Below are 19885 nucleotides of genomic sequence, written 5' to 3' on the forward strand. Positions count from 1 at the left end.
CGCGGCGCCTTCAGGCGTGCTGCGCGGACGGTTGGTCGGCGTGTTGCGCCGCTGTTACGGCCGCGCTCGCCGGCCACGGCGCGCGCGACGACATCGCTGGCCGCATCGGCCAGTACTGCAATTGCGCGGCGAGGTGCCGGTAGCCGCGCGCCGCCGGTGTCGACGGGAACGCATCGACCACACAGCGCGACAGTTCGAGCGCCCGCACGATCCGCACATCGGCGGCGATGCAGCCGGCCGCCTCCAGCGCCACCGACAGATAACGCCCCGCCACCCCCGCGAGGTTGTCGAACGCGGTGCGCGCATCGTCGATGCTCTGCACGTGATTCACGACCACACGAAACTGCGCGATCGCATGCGCGTAGTGCAACCGCTTCAGGCACGCATAGGTCTCGGTGATCGACTGCGCGGCGACCCGCATCACAATCATCACGTCGTGCGCCTGCAGCGCCAGCGCCGACAACGCGCCCTCGCGACCGAGCTGCGCATCGATCAGCACGATGTCGGCGCAACCGTCGACCATCGCGGCAAGCTGCGACGGCGTGCAGCCCTCGCGATTCGCCCGCGACGCAGCCAGCACGCCAAAGCCCAGCGGATGCCGCAATACCGCGCGCTCGAGCGGCAGTTCGCCGCGTGCGACTTCGATGAAACTGCCCGTGCAGCGCACCCCGCCGAGCGTCGAGCTGACCGAGCCCTCGCCGGGGCACTCATCGATCACGAGCACGTCCTTGCCCTGCTCGGCGAGTGCCGTCGCGAGATTGAGGACCGTCGTCGTGGCGCCCGCCCGCGGCGAACCGCCAGTCACCGAAATCACGCGCGCGCCACCACCGGCGAGCAGCCTGCGCAGCCCTTCCGCCTGATCGGGCACACGTTTATCCAAAGCGGACCTCGTGCATATCGGCCGTCGAGCGCGCCGACAGCGCCGACAGCAGCGGCGGAATGTCGTCGTCCTGCGGCACGAAAGGCGAGCTGTCGCGCGGAATGCAGAACGCGCTCTTGATCAGGAATTTCTTCGTCGCGACGTAGAGGTTCTCCGGCACCTTCTGTCCGGTCGACACGTAATGCACGGGCAAGCGGTAACGGATCACCGTATCGAGCGTGCTGCCCAGGTTGGTCGCTTCGTCGAGCTTGGTCAGGATGCAACCGGCGAGCGGCTGCTGGTCCGGTGCACGCTGATACGCCTGCACGACTTCGTTCAGCGTGTCGCCATGACAGGTCGCATTCAGCAGCAACAGACGCTGCACCGTCTGACCGGCGCGGCACAGCATCGCGATCTGGTCAGCCACCTGCCGGTCGCGCTGGCTCATGCCGATCGTGTCGATCAGCACGATGTGTTTGTTGCGCAGCTCGGACAGCGCGAGTTGCAGATCGGCGCTGTCCTTCACCGCGTGCACGGACACGCCGAGAATCTTCCCGAAAATGCGCAGTTGCTCGTGACCGCCGATCCGGTAGCTGTCGGTGGTGAGCAGCGCGACCTTGCTCGCGCCGAAGCGCATCACGCAGCGTGCGGCGAGCTTTGCGGTCGTCGTCGTCTTGCCGACTCCCGTCGGTCCCATCAGCGCGAACACGCCGCCGCGCTCCATCAGCTCGTCTTCGTTTTCCATCACCGGCAGGTTCGTCGCGAGTACCGAACGCACCCAGTTCATGCCGGCTTCCATGCCGTCGGTCTCCGGCATGTTGTCGATCATCATCTGCACGAGCTGCGCCGAGAAGCCGGCGGCGAACAGGTGTTTGGTCAACGCGGCGTGTGTCGGCCCACGGCGCTGGCGGTCCGCCCACAGCAGGCCGGTGAAGTGCTCTTCCATCATCCCGCGCATCGACGCGAGTTCGTGCATCACGGTGTCGTTGACGATCTGCTCGACGCGCTGGTTGATCGCTTCAGTCATCGATGCTGCAGTGCCGGCAGAAAACGCGGTCGACGCAGTGGATGCAGTCGATGCAGAAGATGGAGCCGGCGGGTTCGGCATACGGCGTGCTTCGTCAGCGGCCGCTGTGGTCGGTACGCCCGCCCGTTGCGCAGCGCGGCGCGCGGCTAGCTGCGCGCCTTCACGAGCCCATTCCGGTGTCTCGGCACGCGATGCTTCCGTGGGCGTCTGCAGTTCGCCCGGTGTGCCCAGGCCCTTCGCCATTGCAACAGCCGGCGTCATCGCGCCATGCTCGGCCTGAACTGCGACCTTACGTGCGTGATCGATAAGCCAGGGGTTCGATTCCGCGAGCGTGCGCGGCGCGGCGGTGGTGTCTTTGCTACGCGTAGCTTCGGCACGGGCAGCCGGTGCTCGCATTGCAGCGGCGGGCCGGGCGTCGGCATGGTCGTTCGACATACGCTCGGTGCCCGCTTCGGGACTCGCGCCGAATACCGACGAGAACACATCCGGCATGCCGCTCGCGTACGGATTCGCCAATGCGGAGCCCGGTGTTGTGCTCGAGGTCACAGCCGCACGCGGTGCCGTCACTGCGGCGGCGGCCGGTGCCGCAGCACCAGGCTTGATCGAAGCCAGCTCGCTGTCGGCCAGCGCGACGATCTCGACGGTACCGTCGTCGACCGTGCGATTCGACAGCACGACGGCGTCCGGACCCAGCGCCTCGCGCACGAGACGCAGCGCGTCGCGGGTGGTGGCGCCGATAAATTTTCGGATGTTCAAGCTGGACTCCCGGCGAGATGAACGGAGCGGCCACGTACCCTCACATACCGCTTCCCATGACAACGATTATTGCCAAAGGTGTCGAGCGACGATCGATGGATAAGGAAGGGGAAAGACGGGCAATTCGACTGATCGGCGGCGGTAGCGGCAGCAGCGGTGCCGCCGCCGCGCTCAGCCGTGCGCGCCGATCAGGTTGACGACCTTGATGGTCCGGGTGTCGGGCACTTCCGCATACGACAGCACTTTCAGTTGCGGCAGGCTGCGGCGCAGGAAGCGCGCGAGCATCGCGCGCAGCGAATGCTGGACGAGCAGCACGGGTGCGAGCCCGAGGTTCTGCTGGCGCGTCATCGCCTTCTGCGTTTCGGTGAGCAGCGTGTGCGCGAGGCCCGGTTCGAGGCCGGGGTTCGCACCGGTCGCGAGCGCCTGCGACAGCACCCGTTCGAGATTCGAATCGAGGCCCATCACCTGCATGTCGCCGCTGCCCGGGAACCACTGCTGCGTGATCGCGCGGCCAAGCGCGAGCCGCACGACAGCCGTGAGATCGTGAGCATCGGGCATCTTCCCTGCGTGCTCGGCGAGCGCTTCGAGGATCGTGCGCATGTCGCGGATCGGTACGCCCTCTTCCAGCAGGCTTTGCAGCACCTTCTGCAGCGTGGTCAGCGAGATCGTCTTCGGCACGAGGTCTTCGACGAGCGACGGCGTGTCCTTCGACATCCGCTCGATCAGCGCCTGCACTTCCTGCCGACCCAGTAGTTCGGACGCATGTGTGACAACGAGGTGATTCAGATGCGTCGCCACGACGGTGCTCGAATCGACCACCGTATAGCCGTACACCTGCGCCTGTTCGCGCATGTTCGTATCGATCCAGATAGCCGGCAGGCCGAATGCCGGGTCTTGCGTCGGTGTGCCTGGCAGCGCCGCGGTGACCTGGCCTGGATTGATCGCGAGCCACTGGCCCGGATACGCCTCGCCGATGCCGACCTCGACGCCCTTCAGCGCAATCCGGTAGCCGTTCGGGCGCAGCTCCAGGTTGTCGCGAATGTGGATCACCGGCGGCAGGAAGCCGATTTCCTGCGCGAATTTCTTGCGGATGCTCTTGATCCGCTTGAGCAGTTCGCCGTCGGAGTTCTTGTCGACGAGCGGGATCAGCCGATAGCCCACTTCGAGACCGAGCGTGTCGATCAGCGTCACGTCTTCCCAGCTCGCTTCGCTGTTCTCGACCGGCGTCATCGCGGCCGGTATGACATCGACCAGTGCCGACGCGCCCTTGCGGTCCGCCGCGCGCTTGCTCATCACGCGGCCGAGCTGGATCGCGCCGCCGCCAAGCAGCAGGAACGCGAAGTGCGGCATGCCGGGAATCAGCCCCATCAGCACGAGAATGCTGCCGGTGATCATCAGCACGCGCGGGTTCGTGAACAGCTGGCCGGTGAGCTGCGTGCCGATGTCTTCGTTGGTCGCGACGCGCGACACGATTACGCCGGCCGCCGTCGAAATGACCAGCGACGGAATCTGCGCGACAAGGCCATCGCCGATCGTGAGCAGCGTATAGGTCTTGCCCGCCGACGCGAAGTCCATGCCGTGCTGCGCCATCCCGACGATCAACCCGCCGAGAATATTGATCACCATGATCAGCAGCCCGGCGATCGCATCGCCGCGCACGAACTTGCTCGCGCCATCCATCGAGCCGTAGAACTCGGCTTCCTGCGCGACTTCGAGGCGTCGCTTCCTGGCCTGTTCTTCGTTGACGAGACCGGCGTTGAGGTCGGCGTCGATGGCCATCTGCTTGCCAGGCATCGCATCGAGCGTGAAGCGCGCCGACACTTCGGCGATGCGGCCCGCGCCCTTCGTGATCACCATGAAGTTGATCACCATCAGGATGATGAACACGACAATGCCGACCGCGAAATTGCCGCCCACGAGGAAGTGCCCGAACGCCTCGATCACCTGCCCGGCTGCATCTGGACCGGTGTGACCTTCGAGCAGCACGACGCGCGTCGATGCGACGTTCAGCGACAGGCGCAGCAGCGTCGAGAACAGCAGCACGCTCGGGAACGCGGCGAAATCGAGCGGCTTCATCGTGTACATGCTGACGAGCAGCACCATCACCGACAGCGCGATGTTGAACGTGAACAGCAAGTCGAGCAGGAACGGCGGCAACGGCAGGATCATCATGCCGAGGATCATGCAGATCAGCACCGGCCCGGCGAGTGCCCGCAGGTTGGTGCCGGCCAGCACGTCGGGCCGTCGCGAGAGGAAACCGGCGCGCGTGTTCATGCGCGGCCTCCGCGTCGGGTTTCGTCTTCTTTTGCGAGCGCTTCGGCGGCTTCCTCGGCGGCTTCATCGTCGGAGATGGCGCCCTTGTCGAGTTCGGCGGGCACGTCGAAGCTCGTGGGCACCGTCGGCGCAACGCCGCCTTCGGTATTGAAGCGACGCAACTGATAGACCCACGCGAGCACTTCGGCGACCGCGCCGTACAGCGCACCCGGAATCTCGCGGTTCAGATCGACGTTGTGATAGAGCGCCCGCGCAAGCGGCGGCGCTTCGAGCAGCGGTACGTTGTGTTCGGCGGCGATCTCGCGGATACGCAACGCGACGAGATTCACGCCCTTCGCGACCACCTTCGGCGCGCGCATCTCGCCGTCGGTGTACTTCAGCGCGACCGCGAAGTGGGTCGGGTTCGTCACGACGACGTCGGCCTTCGGCACCTCGGACATCATCCGGCGGCGTGCCAGCGCGCGCGCCTGCGAACGGATACGCCCCTTCACCAGCGGATCGCCTTCGTTCTCGCGGTGTTCGCGCTTCACTTCATCCTTGCTCATGCGGAGTTTCTTCTGGAACTGCCAGAGTTGATACGGCACGTCGAGCGCGGCCACGAGCAACATGCCCGCGACCGTCATGGCGCAGCACACGGCGATCAGGTGACCCGCGTTGGCGAGTGCGACATCTAGTGGCTGCGTACAGAGCGCGATCACCTCGTCGCGCCGCTGCCAGACCGCTATGCCGCCCACCAGACCCACCACCAGCGTCTTCGCGAGCGACAGTCCAAGCTGGATCGGACCGTTGATCGAGAAAATGCGCCCAAGGCCGGTGAGCGGATTCAACCGGCCGAAATTGGGTTCAAGCGATTTGCTCGAGATCAGCCAGCCGCCCAGCGCCATCGGTGCGAACAGCGCGGCGGCACCGGTCAGTCCGAGTACGGGCGCAAGCGCATAGAGACCCTCGCGGCCTGCGACGGCCGCGCCGCTCATCATCTGGTGCGAATCGAAGACAGCCGTGTGATCGAACGTGAACGAGTTGCGTAGCATTGCGCGCAGATGCGTGGCGATCGGCCCGGCCATGCCCCATACGCCAAAGAAGCCTGCCGAGAGCAGCGCAAACGAAGCCAGCTCACGCGAGCGCGCGACCTGCCCTTCCTCGCGGGCCTTGTCGACCCGCCGGGGAGTGGCTGCTTCGGTTTTTTCGAGGTCGCTGTCCTCTGCCACCAGGCTCTCCAGACGAGACGGCACGATGCCGTTTTCCAGTGACAGCGATTATTCCCGCAGACGGCAAGGCGCCATCGGCGGATAAGGACGGGGAAACGGGGGTATTTCGGGGGATGGGGAAGCGGCGCACTGCCCCGGGCATGTCGTCGCCCGGGTCAGCGCGCCGTGGCGCTCTTAAAACGCGACGTACGGCGCCGCGCCGCCGGTCGCCCGGCGATCCATACCGAAGAAGATCGTGCGGCCGTAGAAGAACGGCAAACCGAGATCGAGCTGGCCCAGGCCGCCGGCAGCAGCGAGATCGTTGAATGCGTAGTTGCTGGTGTTACCGAACAGCGTCGCGGCGCTCGTGACGTTCATCGTGACCGTCCCGACCGTGCCGTTCACACCGACCAGGGTCGCGGTGCGGGACGTCGGCGTGGACGGACAATAGAAGCCCGAATAGTTGCTGTTAGTACATTGCGTCAGCGTCTGGTCGGACAGGAAGTAGGCGTTCGACCCCGAGTCGAGGAACGCCGTCACCGTACTGCCGTTGAACGTGCTGCTGACCATATTGCCGGCGCTATTCGTCGTAAACGTCTGGCTCGCTGTGAGCGTGTTGTTCGCCTGCGTACCGATACCGAACGTCAGTGTGCCGGACGCCGACGTCGCACCGGTGCTGGAGATGGACGGCATCTGGAGGACCACGCCGTTGTTGTCGACCGGGAAGTTCTGCACCGGGTTCGCGACCTGCTGCGTGGTGGGCAGCGTCGTCTTCGTGCAATTGGTGCCGCTCGGGCACGAGTAATAGATGCTGCTGTTGGCGGAGGTCGCGCAGGTCGTGCCGCAGTCGTTGGGCGCGACGCCGATACCGAGGATGCCGTTCGCGCCGAGCGCACTCGCCGTATTCTGCGCCGGGCCGTTTGCGCAACCGGTAGCCGGCACCGTCGACGACGCCAGGTCGCCGATAATCTGCACCGGGATGCTGCTGGCCGTCTCGCTACCGATCGTCACGTTCGCGGTCCGCACGGTGCCCCACGTGTAACCGATGGCGAATTGCGCGCATTCGGCGATCTGCGCGCCGCTTACGGTCGTGACCGGCAGCGCGCCCGACAACGACGACGTAAGCGCGGAGCTCACCACCCGCAGCCCATACGAGCCCGTGTCGACCTGGATGTTATTGATCGTCTGGCAATTGCTGGTCGAACCCGGCGGGCACACCGTGACGCTGACGGTCGGAATATTCACGACGTTGGCCACCCCGGCGTTGACGGTCAACGCAACCTGGTTGCCGCCGGCCGGCGTCACCGGCGTACTGCCACCACCGCTGCTGCCTCCGCCACCGCCGCATCCGGCGATGCAGGCCGCGGCGATGGCAAGGCCCGCGGCCTGGACCCAGCGAACCCATTGCGTCTTGATCGGTGCTTTCGATTGGACTGTCTGCACTGTCTGTCTCCCGCCCGTCACTGGATGTCGGAGCTGCTGACGCCGGCAGGCAGCGCCTGCGGCAGCCACGCATTGCCTGCGAACGCGCCCATATGGCCGCCCGATTGCACGACGAGATTGTCGCTCTGGACCGACGCGGGACCGTGGCCGCCGCGTGCGGTGCGCACTGCCGTCAGGCCGTCGACATACTGTGGGAAATAAGTGCCTAGCAGGCTGTTGAGATCGGGCATCTGCGGGCCGTTCCATGCGATCCCGAAGACCGTGCCGGCCTGCGACAGATACTCGCGCACGACCGTACCGCTAGCGAGCGTCGTCTCGCGCACGCTGTAGGCCGCGGCGGCAGTGGACGACGCGGTCGATGCCGACGCCGCCGACGATGTGGCATGCATGACGCGCGTAGTAACGGTCGAACCGTCCGGCGGGGTCATGGGACTGCCGCCCAGCGCGGCCTGCGCGGCGGGGACGGCGGACAGCACAAGGCTGGATCCGAGCGTCGTCACGATGACGGCGCGACGTAGTGGGCTCGACATACGGCTCGACATGGCCAGACTCCTCCTGATCGTCTGTCGCGGGGCCGTGTCACCGGCATGTCCGCGACGTGAAAACCGCACCGGTCTCTCAGCCCCGGTGCGCGTGCCCGTAGTATGCCTGTGCCCGAGTGGATTAAGCAGTAGTACAGCGCGTCGGTAAGGGATCGTATGAAACTCAGAAGCCGAGACTCGCGAGCAGATCGTCGACCTGCGCCTGATCCTGCATCACGTCGGGCTTGCCTTCCGGATTGATCTGCGGGCCGTTTACCAGGGTTTCGGTAGGGCCGGCGGCGCCCGCGTGGTCGGTGGCCGGGTGCGCCGCTGCGAGCGCGGCGGCCGTCGCCGCAAACTGCTCGCGCCGCTCGGGCGCGATGTTCTCGACCAGCACACCAAGCAGTTGCTGCTCGATCAGATAGACCACATCCATGATCTTCTTGATCACCTGGCCGGTAAGGTCCTGAAAGTCCTGCGCGAGCATGATCTCGAGCAACTGCGCGTTGGTCGCGCCGGTCGACTCCGGCAGCGCACTCAGAAAGCCGCGCGTATCGCTCATCAGCGCGCGCACTTCGTCGCGCTCGATCGGCGCGGCGTACCACTCGGCCCAGCGCGCATCGAGCTTGCCTGCATCGCGCTGCAGTTGCTCCTGAATCGGCTTGGCGACTTCGATTGCGGTCAACACACGTTCGGCGGCCTGTTCGGTCATCGTGGCGACGTACTTGAGGCGGTCGCGCGCATCCGGCACCGCTTCGGCCGCGCGCTCGACGTGCTTGTCGAGCCCGAGCTCGCGCATCGAGTCGCGCAGCGTGCGCGTGAGCTGCCCGATGCGGGCCAGAATGCGGTCGCTTGCGAAGTCGCCGCCGCTGTCTTCTTTCAGGTCGAAGCCTGACGCGTTGCTCGGCTGGTTCAAGTCAGCTCCCGGCTTTGGCCATCTTTTCGAGGATCTTGTTCACCTTCTCATCGAGCGTCGCCGCGGTGAACGGCTTCACGACATAGCCGCTCGCGCCGGCCTGGGCGGCCGCGATGATGTTTTCCTTCTTCGACTCGGCGGTCACCATCAGCACCGGCAGATGCGCGAGACCCGCATCGGCGCGGATCGCCTTGAGCATCGCGAGGCCGTCGAGGTTCGGCATGTTCCAGTCGGAGATCACGAAGTCGTACGTGCCGCTGCGCAGACGGGCGAGGCCCGCCATGCCGTCCTCGGCTTCGTCGACGTTGCCGTAACCGAGCTCCTTGAGCAGGTTGCGAACGATCCGGCGCATCGTCGGAAAGTCGTCCACGACCAGAATCTTCATTCCCTTATCCATAGCCATTCCCTTTCGCAAATCCAGTTCGTGCGGCACGCTGCCGCCGCTTCAATCGGCCCGCATCATACGCGCTGCACGCGCTCGCCCATCGCAGCGAGGCACGCCATCACGCGGCGGCTCATCTCGGACAGCGCGGCGACTTCGTCGGCGGCGCCGAGTGCGATCGCTTCGCGCGGCATGCCGAAGACGATACAGCTCGCTTCGTCCTGGGCAAATGTGTACGCGCCCGCCTGTTTCATATCGAGTAGCCCGGCCGCGCCGTCGCGGCCCATGCCGGTCAGGATCACGCCGACTGCATTCTTGCCCGCGTGTTGCGCGGCCGAGCGAAACAGCACATCCACCGACGGCCGATGCCGGTTCACCGGCGGTTCGTCCGACAGATGCGCAATGTAGTTTGCCCCGCTTCTTGCCAGCAGCAAATGCGCATGGCCGGGCGCGATGTACGCATGACCCGGCAGCACGCGCTCGCCGTGCTCTGCTTCTTTAACGGTAATCCGGCACAAACCATTGAGCCGCTGTGCAAAAGATTTCGTGAAACCGGGCGGCATATGCTGCGCGATCAGCACCGCGGGCGCATCGGGCGGCAGCGGCAGGAGCACTTCGCGGATCGCTTCGGTACCGCCCGTCGATGCGCCGACGATGATCAGCTTCTCGGTACTGACCAGTGGGTTGTTGAAGAGCGGCGCGAGCGTGGGCGCCTGCGCGGCGCCGGTTGCATCCGTGGGGCTTGTGCTGGCAGGCGTTTGCACGACGCGCTGCCGCACGCGCGCTCGCGCCGCCGCGCGTACCTTGTCGGCAAGCTTTTCCGCGTAGTCAAGCATGCCGTCACGAATGCCGACACGCGGTTTCGTCACGAAATCGACGGCACCGAGTTCGAGTGCGCGCAGCGTGATTTCCGAACCGCGTTCGGTCAGCGACGACACCATCACCACCGGCATCGGCCGCAGACGCATCAGCTTTTCGAGGAAGTCGAGACCGTCCATACGCGGCATTTCGACGTCGAGCGTCAGCACGTCCGGGTTGTGCTGCTTGATGAGTTCGCGCGCGACGAGCGGATCGGGCGCCGTCGCGACGACCGTCATGTCCGGCTGGCCGTTGATGATCTCCGTCATCAGGCTGCGAATCAGCGCCGAATCGTCGACGCACAGTACCTTGATCTTTTGCACAGCGCTCACGCCTCCTCGGCCGTTCTGGCGTTGCTGGATTGATCGGGCTTGCCACCGCTGCCGAACAGTTCGATGCGCGGTTTGGCGGGGTTGCCAGGGTTGTTGCCCGATGTGCCGTTTTGAGTACCACCGGTTGCATTGCCGAACAGTTCGACACGCGGTCGCGGCGCTGGGCTCGCAAACAGCTCGACGCGTTCGCGTGCCCGCGCGAGCCGTTCGGCGCGTGCCACCGAGGTCTGCTGCGCCAGCGCCTGTTCGCGCTCGGCGACGCGCGCCTCCTGTTGCAGCCGCAGCTTCTTCACCATCACCTGGCCCGTGCGCGGCATGAACGCGACCTTGCGCGGATGCTCGCCCTGCAGGTCTTCGGCAAGGATCGGAATCTTTTCGAGTGCGAGGTAGCGGCGCACGAAGGTCGAATTGCGGTCGCCGATGTTCATCGTCGTCATGCCCGCGAGCACGGCCGCGCCGCCGAACACTTTCGCCTCCAGCCGTTCGCGCCGGCCACCCGCCTTGATCATTTCGTTGATCAGCACTTCCATCGCATAGGCGCCGTAGCGCATCGCATCCGAGGCGGCCTGCGCGACGTCCGCGCCGTCGTCGGGGAGCATGAAGTGATTCATCCCGCCGATGCCCGCGCTGCGATCCTGGATGCACGCCGCCACGCACGAGCCGAGTACCGTGACGAGCACCATGTCTTCGCCCGTCATGAAGAACTCGTTCGGCAGCAGCTTCACACCGGGGCGCTTGAAGTGGTTGTCGTAGTAGAGGTTTGTCGCGATCGGCAGTGCGGTGCTCATGCGCTCACCCCGCTTGGTGCAGCGTCGGCGGAACCTGCAGCGTGGTCCGCGCGACGGTGCGCCGTAGCCCGATGCGGTGCGCCGCCGTCGCGGGTCAGTTCGTAGACGGTCTGGCCGCGCAGACGGAACGCCTGGCTCACGTAGGTGAAGTTCTCCGAGTGGCCGGCAAACAGCAACCCGCCCGGCTTCAACAGCGGCTCGAAGCGGGCCAGTACCTGCGCCTGCGTCGGCTTGTCGAAATAGATCATCACGTTGCGGCAGAAAATCGCGTCGAACGGCGTGCGCAGCGCGTAGTCGCGATCGGTGAGATTCAGCCGTTCGAAGCGGACCATCGCGCGCACTTCCGGGCGCACTTTCACGAGGCCCGCATGCGCACCGGTGCCTTTCAGGAAGAAGCGTTTGAGGCGCTCCGGCGCAAGATGCGTGACCTGCTCCAGTTGATACACCGCGGCCTCGGCCTTGGCGAGTACCTGCGTATCGACATCGGTGGCGAGCACGCTCGCCTGGCGCGCGCCTTGTTCGCCGAGCGCTTCGATCAGCGTCATCGCGATCGAGTACGGTTCCTCGCCAGTCGATGCCGCCGAACACCACACCGAGACCGGCGCCGGGCGCTGCATCGCGAAGTCGGCGAGGACCGGAAAGTGATGTGCTTCGCGGAAGAACGCGGTCAGGTTCGTCGTGAGTGCGTTGGTGAACGCCTCCCATTCGGCGGGATCGGTATCGGACTCGAGCAAGTCGAGGTATTGCCGGAAGTTGTCGAAGCCGCGCGCGCGCAGGCGTCGTGCGAGACGGCTGTACGCCATGTCGCGCTTGTGGTCGGACAGCGAGATGCCGGCGCGCAGATAGATCAACTCGCGAATGCGCGCGAAATCGGCGGAGGTGAATTCGAAGTCGCGTGTCGATTCGGCGGTTCGTGCCGCTTCGCTGGTAGCGGGGCGTGATGGTGTGCGCGAGAGTTTCATCGCGTGATCCGCCTGCGTTGCAATGCGCAGACCGTTGCACGAACCGCGCGCAGACGGCCGGCTCCCGGCATGCTGTATGAGCATGCTTCGGTGAGCCGCCCGTCATCGGGCGAGGTGCGTGGGGTCCGCATACCGCTTCATCCTGTCCTAGAACGTTTCCCAATCCGCGTCCGCGCTGACCGTGGAACCGGCCGGGGCTGGGCGCTTCAGTGTCTCTGCTGCTGGCAGGCTCTTCGGTCTGAGGGCGGGCTCGCTACGCGATGCGCCGTCCGGTTTCGTCGACGTGGTTGTGCTCGCAAACGCAGCCGGTGCGCCTTGCGGCTTCGCCGCCGCTCCGATTGCGCGGTGCGTTGCGCTCGTTGCAGCGGATATCGCTGGTGTACCGGCATGGTTTGCCAATGCCGGGCGCACGCTGCCGTGAACCGGTCCGGCCACCGCGTGACTGCGCACGGCGCTTGCCGGACGCGTCGTTCGTTCGCTCCCGCTCCCACCCACACGCCAACCACCGACTACCGTCTGCAGTTGCCGCGTCTGCTCTTCGAGCGAAGCAGCCGCTGCCGCGGCCTCTTCGACGAGCGCCGCGTTCTGCTGCGTCACTTCATCCATCTGCGTGACCGCGCGATTGACCTGCTCGATACCGGTCGACTGCTCTTCGGACGCCGCGCTGATCTCGCCCATGATGTCGGTGACCCGGCGCACGGCCTGCACGATCTCTTCCATCGTCGTGCCCGCGCGACCGACCAGCGCGGAACCGCTCTGCACCTTGTCGACCGAATCGCCGATCAGTTCCTTGATCTCTTTCGCCGCGCTCGCGCTGCGTTGCGCGAGGCTGCGCACCTCGCCGGCCACCACGGCGAAGCCGCGCCCCTGTTCGCCGGCACGCGCCGCTTCCACCGCGGCATTCAGTGCGAGGATATTGGTCTGGAACGCGATCCCTTCGATCACGCCGATGATGTCGACGACCTTGTTCGAGCTCGACGCGATGTCCTGCATCGTATGCACGACCTGGTTCACGACGTCGCCGCCGCGCGTCGCGATGTCCGACGCGTTGACAGCGAGCTGGCTCGCCTGCCGCGCGTTCTCGGCGTTCTGCCGCACCGTGCCGGTCAGTTGTTCCATGCTCGATGCGGTCTCTTGCAGCGAAGCCGCCTGCTGCTCGGTGCGCTGCGACAGATCGGTGTTGCCCATCGCGATTTCGCGCGCGCCGGTGTCGATCGATTCGGTGCTCGTGTGAACCGCTTTCACCATCGTCACGAGGCTTTCCTGCATCTGCTTGATCCCGCCGAACAGACGCCCGATCTCGTTGTGGCTGTACACGTCGACGCGTTGCGAGAGGTCGCCGGCAGCGATTCGCTCGAAGCACACGGTCGCGTCGTTCAGCGGTTGCACGATCAGTCCGCGCAGCGCAAAGCGGATCACGACGACCATCACGAGCGCGAACACCGTCACACCGATGATCAGCATCTTCATCAGCCCGATCTGCGCGGCGGTGTCGGCCTGCTGCCGCTGCGCGTGATCCTGCAGCGCCTTGACGACCGGCGTCGCGGCGTTGTCGTAGTCGACAAACATCGGGCTGATCTTCGTGTCGGCGATCGCGTGGTAGCTGGTCGTGTCGCTGGCGCGCAGCGCGACGAACTCCGGTTCGACGCCGTCGTGCAGCAGCGTCGCACGACGCGCGCTCACCGCATCGATCAGCGACTGATCGGCACCGCGGCGCGGTGTGGCGAGAAACGCCTGCCAGTTTTCATTCGATTTGCCGAGCAGATCCTGCCCGCGATCGAGCGCGGTCTTGGCCTGCTCCATTTCACCGGCGGCGATCAGACCGGTGACGCGATCGAGCGTCACGCGCGAACGCAGCAGGTAGGACGACGCGTCATTCAGCGAACGCATCGCGACCAGATCGCTGCCGGCGATCTGGTCGAGCGACTGGTTCGCGCGTTGCAGCGCGACCAGTCCGAGTGCGCCGACGGCAACCGTCAGCGCAACGAGAATGACGCCGACCGCGGTTAGCGTCGTGCGGATCGACCATCTGCCCAGCATCGTCGTTTCTCCTTGATGTGTGTCTTATACGTGCTTCAGATGCGCGGTCTGCTTACTCGCTCAGCGCGTCGGTGAGCGCCATTTCGCGGCTCGTCATCAGCTTTTCGATGTCCATCAGAATCAGCATGCGGCCATCGACGGTACCGAGCCCCGTTAGATACTCAGTGTTCAGCGTCGCGCCGAATTCGGGCGCGGGCATGATCTGGTCGGCTGCGAGCGTCAATACATCGGACACGCCATCGACCACCATGCCAAGCACGCGGTGCGCCACGTTCAGGATGATCACCACCGTCTGGTGGTCGTACTCGACGCGGCCCAGATGAAACTTGATGCGCATGTCGACGATCGGCACGATGATGCCGCGCAGGTTGATCACGCCTTTGATGAACTCCGGCGCGTTCGCGATGCGCGTCACGTTGTCGTAACCGCGAATCTCCTGCACCTTGAGAATGTCGATGCCGTATTCCTCGGCGCCGAGCGTGAACACCAGAAATTCCTGCCCGCCCGCGTCGGCCTGCTGCGCGTGCCGGCGGCTTGCTGCGCTGTTCGACTGGCTCGAATGAATGGATTGGACTTCTGCCACGTTAGCCCCCAAGCAGTTGGGAAAAATTGGTTAAGGTTCGCTTTGTCGCTTTATTGCCGCGTTCATGCGAGTGCGGCAAGGTCGCTATGCGCGCCATGCGCGGTGCGCTTCTCGCGGTTCAACGCGGCCACGTCCACGATCAGTGCGACGCTGCCGTCGCCGAGGATCGTGGCAGCGGATATGCCATGCACCTTGCGGTAATTCGTTTCGAGGTTCTTCACGACGACCTGCTGCTGGCCGACCAGCTCGTCGATCAGCATCGCAAAGCGGCGCCCCTCGGCCTGCATGATCGTGACGATGCCCTGAGTCGGATCGGTACGTGCGTCTTCGACGGTGAATACCGCGTGCAGCGCGACGAGCGGTAAGTATTCGCCGCGTACGCGCACCACGCGTTCGCCGTTCGCGATCGTGTAGATATCTTCGGCGCGCGGCTGTAGCGACTCCATCACGAAGTTCAGCGGCAGGATGAAGATCTCGCTGCCGACCTTGACCGACATGCCGTCGAGAATCGCCAGCGTGAGCGGCAGCACGATCCGCGTCGTCGTGCCGCGGCCCGCGTACGACGTGATCTCGACGTGGCCGCCCATCGCCTGGATGTTGCGCTTCACGACGTCCATGCCGACACCGCGGCCGGACACGTCGGTGACCTGCTCGGCCGTCGAGAAGCCCGGCATGAAGATCAGGTTCCAGACTTCCTCGTCGGTCATCGACTCGCTGACCTGCATGCCCTGCTTCGCCGCCTTCGCGAGAATCTTGTCGCGGCGCAGGCCGGCTCCGTCGTCGCTGACCTCGATCACGATGTTGCCGCCGTGATGCGCCGCCGACAGCACCAGTTGACCCGTGCCGTCCTTGCCCACGGCGCGGCGCGCCTCGACGGTTTCGATGCCGTGGTCGAGGCTGTTGCGCACGAGGTGTGTGAGCGGATCGATGATGCGTTCGATCAGACTTTTGTCGAGTTCGGTCGCCTGACCGAAGGTGACCAGTTCCACTTCCTTGCCGAGCTTCGCCGCGAGATCGCGGACAAGCCGCGGGAACCGGCTGAAGACGTAGTCCATCGGCATCATGCGGATCGACATCACCGCTTCCTGCAAGTCGCGCGCGTTGCGCTCGAGCTGCGCCATGCCGTTGAACAGGCGGTCGTGCAACGCCGGATCGAAGGTGCTGGTGGTTTCGGCGAGCATCGCCTGGGTGATCACCAGTTCGCCGACGAGGTTGATCAACTGATCGACTTTCTCGACGCCTACGCGGATCGAACTGCCTTCGGCGCTTGAAGCGGCGGCTGGGCGGGCAGCTTTGCGGTCTGGTTCTGAAGAAGCTGTTGTTGTGGCGGCGGCGCTGGCAGGCGGTGCGCTTGCTTGAGTCGCTGCTGCCGCGGCTGCGGCCAGCATGGAGGCGACTGCTGCTTCGGTTGTGGCAGCCGTGGAAGCCGATGCCGCTTCGTTCGCAGCCTGTGGCACGAAGATGGGCGCAACGGTTGTATCGATTGCATCGGCCGCCGGCGACGACGTGACAGCGGCGGGCGTTCCAGGTTCGCCCAGCTGCACGTCGTCCGCCGGCATTTCGCCGCGACCGATCGTGATCTGACTTTCGTCGATCACGAAACAGCACACAGCGACGATGTCGTCGGAGGGGACGTCGGTGTCGAGCCACAACGCAAGTTCGCTGCCGCTCTTCACCTGTCCGACGATATTCCCCAGGTTGCCGAGTTCTTCGATCAACAATGCCTGGTCCTTCTCCCCCACGCCCCGCAGCGTAATTTTCAAATGCGATCCGGCTGGTGTTTCCGTTGGCGCGGCGGCGGACGACATAGCGGCTGCGTCGCCGGCCGCGTTGATATCCGTGTTGTCACCCTGCGCTCCGGTCGACATTTCTGTCGTGGTCCCGCTCGGTACTTCGACCCACGCTCCGGCCCACTCGCCGGCTGCTTCGAGTGCCTGATCGACGACGTGTTGCGGCGCGTTCGCACCGTCCGCGACTTCGGGTTGTGTCGCCGCGTTCAACGCTGGCAGGTCCGCTGCCGTTGTCTCGACCGCTGCGGATTCGGGCTGCTGTGCATTGCCCGCGCGGCTCTCCGCGTACAACCGGTCGAGCTTCGCGCAGATCGCCGCAGCCGTCGCCGCATCGGGCTCGGCGCTCGCGCGATAGTCCGCGAGCTGGCCCGACAACACGTCCTTGGTTTCGAGGAACGTGTCGATCATGTCCTTGCGCAGCACGAGTTCGTTATTACGCGCGCGGTCGAGCAGCGACTCGAGAATGTGCGTCGTCTCGGTGAGCGCGGTGAAGCCGAACGTCGCCGCGCCGCCCTTGATCGAGTGCGCCGCGCGAAAGATCGCGGCGAGGTCTTCCGGGTCCGGATGCGCGATGTCCAGATCGAGCAGCAATTGCTCCATCTGCGCGAGCAGTTCGTCGGCCTCGTCGAAGAACGTCTGATAGAACTGAGTGATGTCGAGTGTCATACGTGGGTCACCACGAGAAATCGTGTCTGGACTGTGCAACGGTGCGGTCGGTACGCATCACGCCTGCCCCGGTTCGGCGAGTGCCGCGACCAGTTCGGTCAGCATGTCCGGGTCGAGCGGCTTCTCGATCCAGCCGGTCGCGCCGGCCGCGCGCGCCGCCGCCTTGAATGGCTCGCCCGATTCGGTCGTCAGCAGGAGGATCGGTGTCGCGCGATAGGCCGGGTTGCCGCGCAATGCGGCAATCAGATCGAGACCGGTCTTGCCCGGCATGTGCTGATCGGTCAGCACGAGATCGAAGCGGATGGCGAGTGCGTTTTCCAGGCCCTCGTTGCCGTCGGCGGCGAGCGTCACCTCATAGCCGGCCGTCGTCAGCGTCGCGGAGAGAATCTCCCGCATCGCGGCCGAATCGTCGATTGCCAGAATGTGCCTGATCATTGAAACCCCTCGCTGCGCATGCCTTTATCGTGTTGCCTGGTGGCTGCCTCGTGCCGTGATGCGTCGTTACGCGCCGTTACGTCACGGCCCCGCCGCTACCGGCGGCGGTATCTTCTGCAACAACGGCCGCGCAGAACCCGCTGCATCGTCGGACAACGTGGTGGTCGTCGTGTCGTCGCGCATCATGGCTTCCTCGGACTTCTTGTTCAGCACGATGATGCTGATCCGGCGGTTCTCCGGATCGAGCGGATCGGCCTTGTTCAGGTTCTGCGTCGACGCGAGGCCGATCACGCGCAGCACCTTCGCTTCGTCCATCCCGCCTGCAATCAGCTCGCGCCGCGATGCATTCGCGCGATCCGCCGACAACTCCCAGTTGCTGTAACCCTTCTCGCCGCCCGCATACGGCACGGCATCGGTGTGTCCCTGCACGACGATGCGGTTCGGCACGTCGTTCAGCGTGTGGCCGATCTCGCGCAGGATGTCGCGCATGTACGGCTCGACCGTGTCGCGCGCGGTCGCGAACATCGGCCGCTTCTGCGAATCGACGATCTCGATGCGCAGCCCGGTCAGCGTCGAATCGATGCGGATCTGCTGCTTGAACTGACGCAGCACCGGGTTTGCTTCGATCGCGGCCATCAGCTTCACCTGCAGATCGTGCAGACGCGCCTGCTCGCGTCGTTCGAGTTCGCCCTGCAGCGTGTTCAGCGCCTGATCGTCGGCGCGGCTTTCGCTGCGATCGGCGCGCTTCGTCGTACCGTCGCTGGAGCGCGTCACACCCCAGTTGTCGCTCGTGATATCGCGCCCGCCGCCGCGCACCACGCTCGATTCCTCGGCACTGCGCACGCCGCCCCACAGCGACACCTTGAGCGGCTGGTTGAAGTAGTCGGCAATGCCCTTCAACTGCGCCGTGCTGGCCGAACTGAGCAGCCACATCAGCAGGAAGAACGCCATCATCGCGGTCATGAAGTCCGCGTAGGCGAGCTTCCATGCGCCGCCGTGATGGCCTTTCTTCGCCGGCGCCGAACGCCTGACGACGATTGCGCGGTCTTTGTCTTTGCTCATCGGTTTTTCGGTCCCCGGGCGTCGCCTTTATCTGGCCTTACTTCGCCTTCACCCGGCGCACGTGCTCTTCCAGCTCGGTGAACGACGGGCGTTCGGTCGAGAAGAGCACCTTGCGGCCGAACTCGACGGCAATGGCCGGCGCGTAGCCGTTCAGGCTCGCGAGGATCGTTACCTTGATGCACTGGAACATCTTGGTCGACTCGGTCACGCGCTGTTCGGCGAGACTCGAGAGCGGACCGATCAAACCGTACGAAAGCAGAATGCCGAGGAACGTGCCGACCAGCGCCTGCGCGATCATCTCGCCGAGCACGGCGGGCGGCTTGTCGGCGGAGGCCATCGTGTGGACCACGCCCATCACCGCCGCGACGATCCCGAATGCCGGCATTGCATCGCCGACCTTGGCGAGCGCATGCGCCGGCGCCTCGCCTTCCGCGTGATGGGTTTCGATTTCCTCGTCCATCAGGCTTTCGATCTCGAACGCGTTCATGTTGCCGCCGACCATCAAGCGCAAATAGTCGGTCAGGAATTCGACGATGTGCCGGTCGGCCAGGATCTTCGGGTACTGCGTGAAGATCGGGCTCTGCTCCGGGTTATCGATGTCGGCTTCGAGCGTCAGCGTGCCTTCCTTGCGTGCCTTCGCGAGCAGGACGTACAGGAGCGCCATCAGCTCCATATAGACGTCCTTGTTGTACTTCGAGCCCTTGAAGAGCGTCGGGATCACCCGCACCGTTGCCCGGATCGTTTTCATCCCGTTGCCAAGGATGAACGCGCCGAGGCCCGCGCCCGCGATCATCAGTATTTCGACGGGCTGCAACAGCGCGCCGAGATGGCCGCCCGCCAGTGCATAGCCGCCGAAGACGGACAACAGCGTTACGAGTGTTCCCACGAAAATCAGCACTGCCGGGCCCTCACAAAAAATCGACGTTGACCGTCGTTAATTGGGTTTACGGCAGCGGAGCGGAAAACTTTGGCGGAAAAGCCGGCGAGTGTCGGCGCTTGAGCGG

General features: G+C 65.1%; 17 protein-coding genes. All 17 read right to left on the reverse strand.

Annotated elements, in window-relative coordinates; all coding sequences use genetic code 11:
• Positions 1–10 precede the first annotated feature (10 nt).
• Entirely contained in the window at positions 11–880 is an 870-nt protein-coding gene (locus FNZ07_RS32675) for a MinD/ParA family ATP-binding protein (protein ID WP_091017247.1), read from the reverse strand.
• The gene (flhF, locus tag FNZ07_RS32680) at positions 873–2642 is read right to left on the reverse strand and encodes a flagellar biosynthesis protein FlhF (RefSeq protein WP_091017244.1); all 1770 of its coding nucleotides are present in this window, start codon (positions 2640–2642) and stop codon (positions 873–875) included. Before flhF ends, FNZ07_RS32675 begins: the two co-directional genes overlap by 8 nt.
• A gap of 171 nt (positions 2643–2813) precedes the next feature.
• On the reverse strand, positions 2814–4916 hold the full coding sequence (gene flhA, locus FNZ07_RS32685) for a flagellar biosynthesis protein FlhA (protein WP_091017241.1): 2103 nt from the start codon (positions 4914–4916) through the stop codon (positions 2814–2816).
• Positions 4913–6124: a flagellar biosynthesis protein FlhB gene (gene flhB, locus FNZ07_RS32690; RefSeq protein ID WP_091017239.1), complete on the reverse strand. Its 1212-nt coding sequence runs from the start codon at positions 6122–6124 to the stop codon at positions 4913–4915. The genes flhA and flhB overlap by 4 nt, the downstream gene beginning before the upstream one ends.
• A gap of 174 nt (positions 6125–6298) precedes the next feature.
• Positions 6299–7546, reverse strand: coding sequence for a DUF3443 domain-containing protein (locus tag FNZ07_RS32695; RefSeq protein WP_091017237.1), 1248 nt, complete (start codon positions 7544–7546; stop codon positions 6299–6301).
• A gap of 17 nt (positions 7547–7563) precedes the next feature.
• A complete protein-coding gene (locus FNZ07_RS32700; RefSeq protein ID WP_091017596.1) occupies positions 7564–8076 on the reverse strand; it encodes a DUF2844 domain-containing protein in 513 nt (170 codons plus the stop codon).
• 175 nt (positions 8077–8251) lie between these two features.
• Complete coding sequence (cheZ, locus tag FNZ07_RS32705; protein WP_091017236.1) at positions 8252–8983, reverse strand: protein phosphatase CheZ; 732 nt, start codon at positions 8981–8983, stop codon at positions 8252–8254.
• Position 8984: 1 nt separating this feature from the next.
• Positions 8985–9380: a chemotaxis response regulator CheY gene (gene cheY, locus FNZ07_RS32710; protein WP_091017234.1), complete on the reverse strand. Its 396-nt coding sequence runs from the start codon at positions 9378–9380 to the stop codon at positions 8985–8987.
• A gap of 62 nt (positions 9381–9442) precedes the next feature.
• A complete protein-coding gene (locus FNZ07_RS32715) occupies positions 9443–10546 on the reverse strand; it encodes a protein-glutamate methylesterase/protein-glutamine glutaminase (protein ID WP_170275888.1) in 1104 nt (367 codons plus the stop codon).
• A gap of 5 nt (positions 10547–10551) precedes the next feature.
• The gene (cheD, locus tag FNZ07_RS32720; RefSeq protein WP_091017229.1) at positions 10552–11343 is read right to left on the reverse strand and encodes a chemoreceptor glutamine deamidase CheD; all 792 of its coding nucleotides are present in this window, start codon (positions 11341–11343) and stop codon (positions 10552–10554) included.
• A complete protein-coding gene (locus tag FNZ07_RS32725) occupies positions 11340–12305 on the reverse strand; it encodes a CheR family methyltransferase (RefSeq protein WP_091017594.1) in 966 nt (321 codons plus the stop codon). The genes cheD and FNZ07_RS32725 overlap by 4 nt, the downstream gene beginning before the upstream one ends.
• Positions 12306–12452: 147 nt before the next feature.
• Entirely contained in the window at positions 12453–14345 is a 1893-nt protein-coding gene (locus FNZ07_RS32730; RefSeq protein WP_091017226.1) for a methyl-accepting chemotaxis protein, read from the reverse strand.
• A 52-nt stretch (positions 14346–14397) separates the two neighbouring features.
• Positions 14398–14928 (reverse strand): chemotaxis protein CheW, encoded by a 531-nt coding sequence (locus FNZ07_RS32735; RefSeq protein ID WP_091017223.1) that lies wholly within the window; start codon positions 14926–14928, stop codon positions 14398–14400.
• A 62-nt stretch (positions 14929–14990) separates the two neighbouring features.
• Positions 14991–17384, reverse strand: coding sequence for a chemotaxis protein CheA (gene cheA / locus FNZ07_RS32740; RefSeq protein ID WP_091017220.1), 2394 nt, complete (start codon positions 17382–17384; stop codon positions 14991–14993).
• 57 nt (positions 17385–17441) lie between these two features.
• Positions 17442–17819 (reverse strand): response regulator, encoded by a 378-nt coding sequence (locus FNZ07_RS32745; RefSeq protein WP_091017217.1) that lies wholly within the window; start codon positions 17817–17819, stop codon positions 17442–17444.
• Between the two features lie 81 nt (positions 17820–17900).
• Complete coding sequence (gene motB / locus FNZ07_RS32750) at positions 17901–18881, reverse strand: flagellar motor protein MotB (RefSeq protein WP_091017214.1); 981 nt, start codon at positions 18879–18881, stop codon at positions 17901–17903.
• Between the two features lie 37 nt (positions 18882–18918).
• Complete coding sequence (gene motA, locus FNZ07_RS32755) at positions 18919–19779, reverse strand: flagellar motor stator protein MotA (RefSeq protein WP_091017211.1); 861 nt, start codon at positions 19777–19779, stop codon at positions 18919–18921.
• Between the last annotated feature and the right edge of the window lie 106 nt (positions 19780–19885).

The organism is Paraburkholderia megapolitana (genome assembly GCF_007556815.1).
Taxonomy (GTDB): Bacteria; Pseudomonadota; Gammaproteobacteria; order Burkholderiales; family Burkholderiaceae; genus Paraburkholderia; species Paraburkholderia megapolitana.

Coding starts and splice junctions, on each gene's coding strand:
- FNZ07_RS32700 (WP_091017596.1), bottom strand. CDS start 8,076: ATGTCGAGCCCACTACGTCGCGCCGTCATCGTGACGACGCTCGGATCC.
- cheA (WP_091017220.1), bottom strand. CDS start 17,384: ATGACACTCGACATCACTCAGTTCTATCAGACGTTCTTCGACGAGGCC.
- cheY (WP_091017234.1), bottom strand. CDS start 9,380: ATGGATAAGGGAATGAAGATTCTGGTCGTGGACGACTTTCCGACGATG.
- FNZ07_RS32730 (WP_091017226.1), bottom strand. CDS start 14,345: ATGCTGGGCAGATGGTCGATCCGCACGACGCTAACCGCGGTCGGCGTC.
- motB (WP_091017214.1), bottom strand. CDS start 18,881: ATGAGCAAAGACAAAGACCGCGCAATCGTCGTCAGGCGTTCGGCGCCG.
- flhA (WP_091017241.1), bottom strand. CDS start 4,916: ATGAACACGCGCGCCGGTTTCCTCTCGCGACGGCCCGACGTGCTGGCC.
- FNZ07_RS32725 (WP_091017594.1), bottom strand. CDS start 12,305: ATGAAACTCTCGCGCACACCATCACGCCCCGCTACCAGCGAAGCGGCA.
- FNZ07_RS32745 (WP_091017217.1), bottom strand. CDS start 17,819: ATGATCAGGCACATTCTGGCAATCGACGATTCGGCCGCGATGCGGGAG.
- cheD (WP_091017229.1), bottom strand. CDS start 11,343: ATGAGCACCGCACTGCCGATCGCGACAAACCTCTACTACGACAACCAC.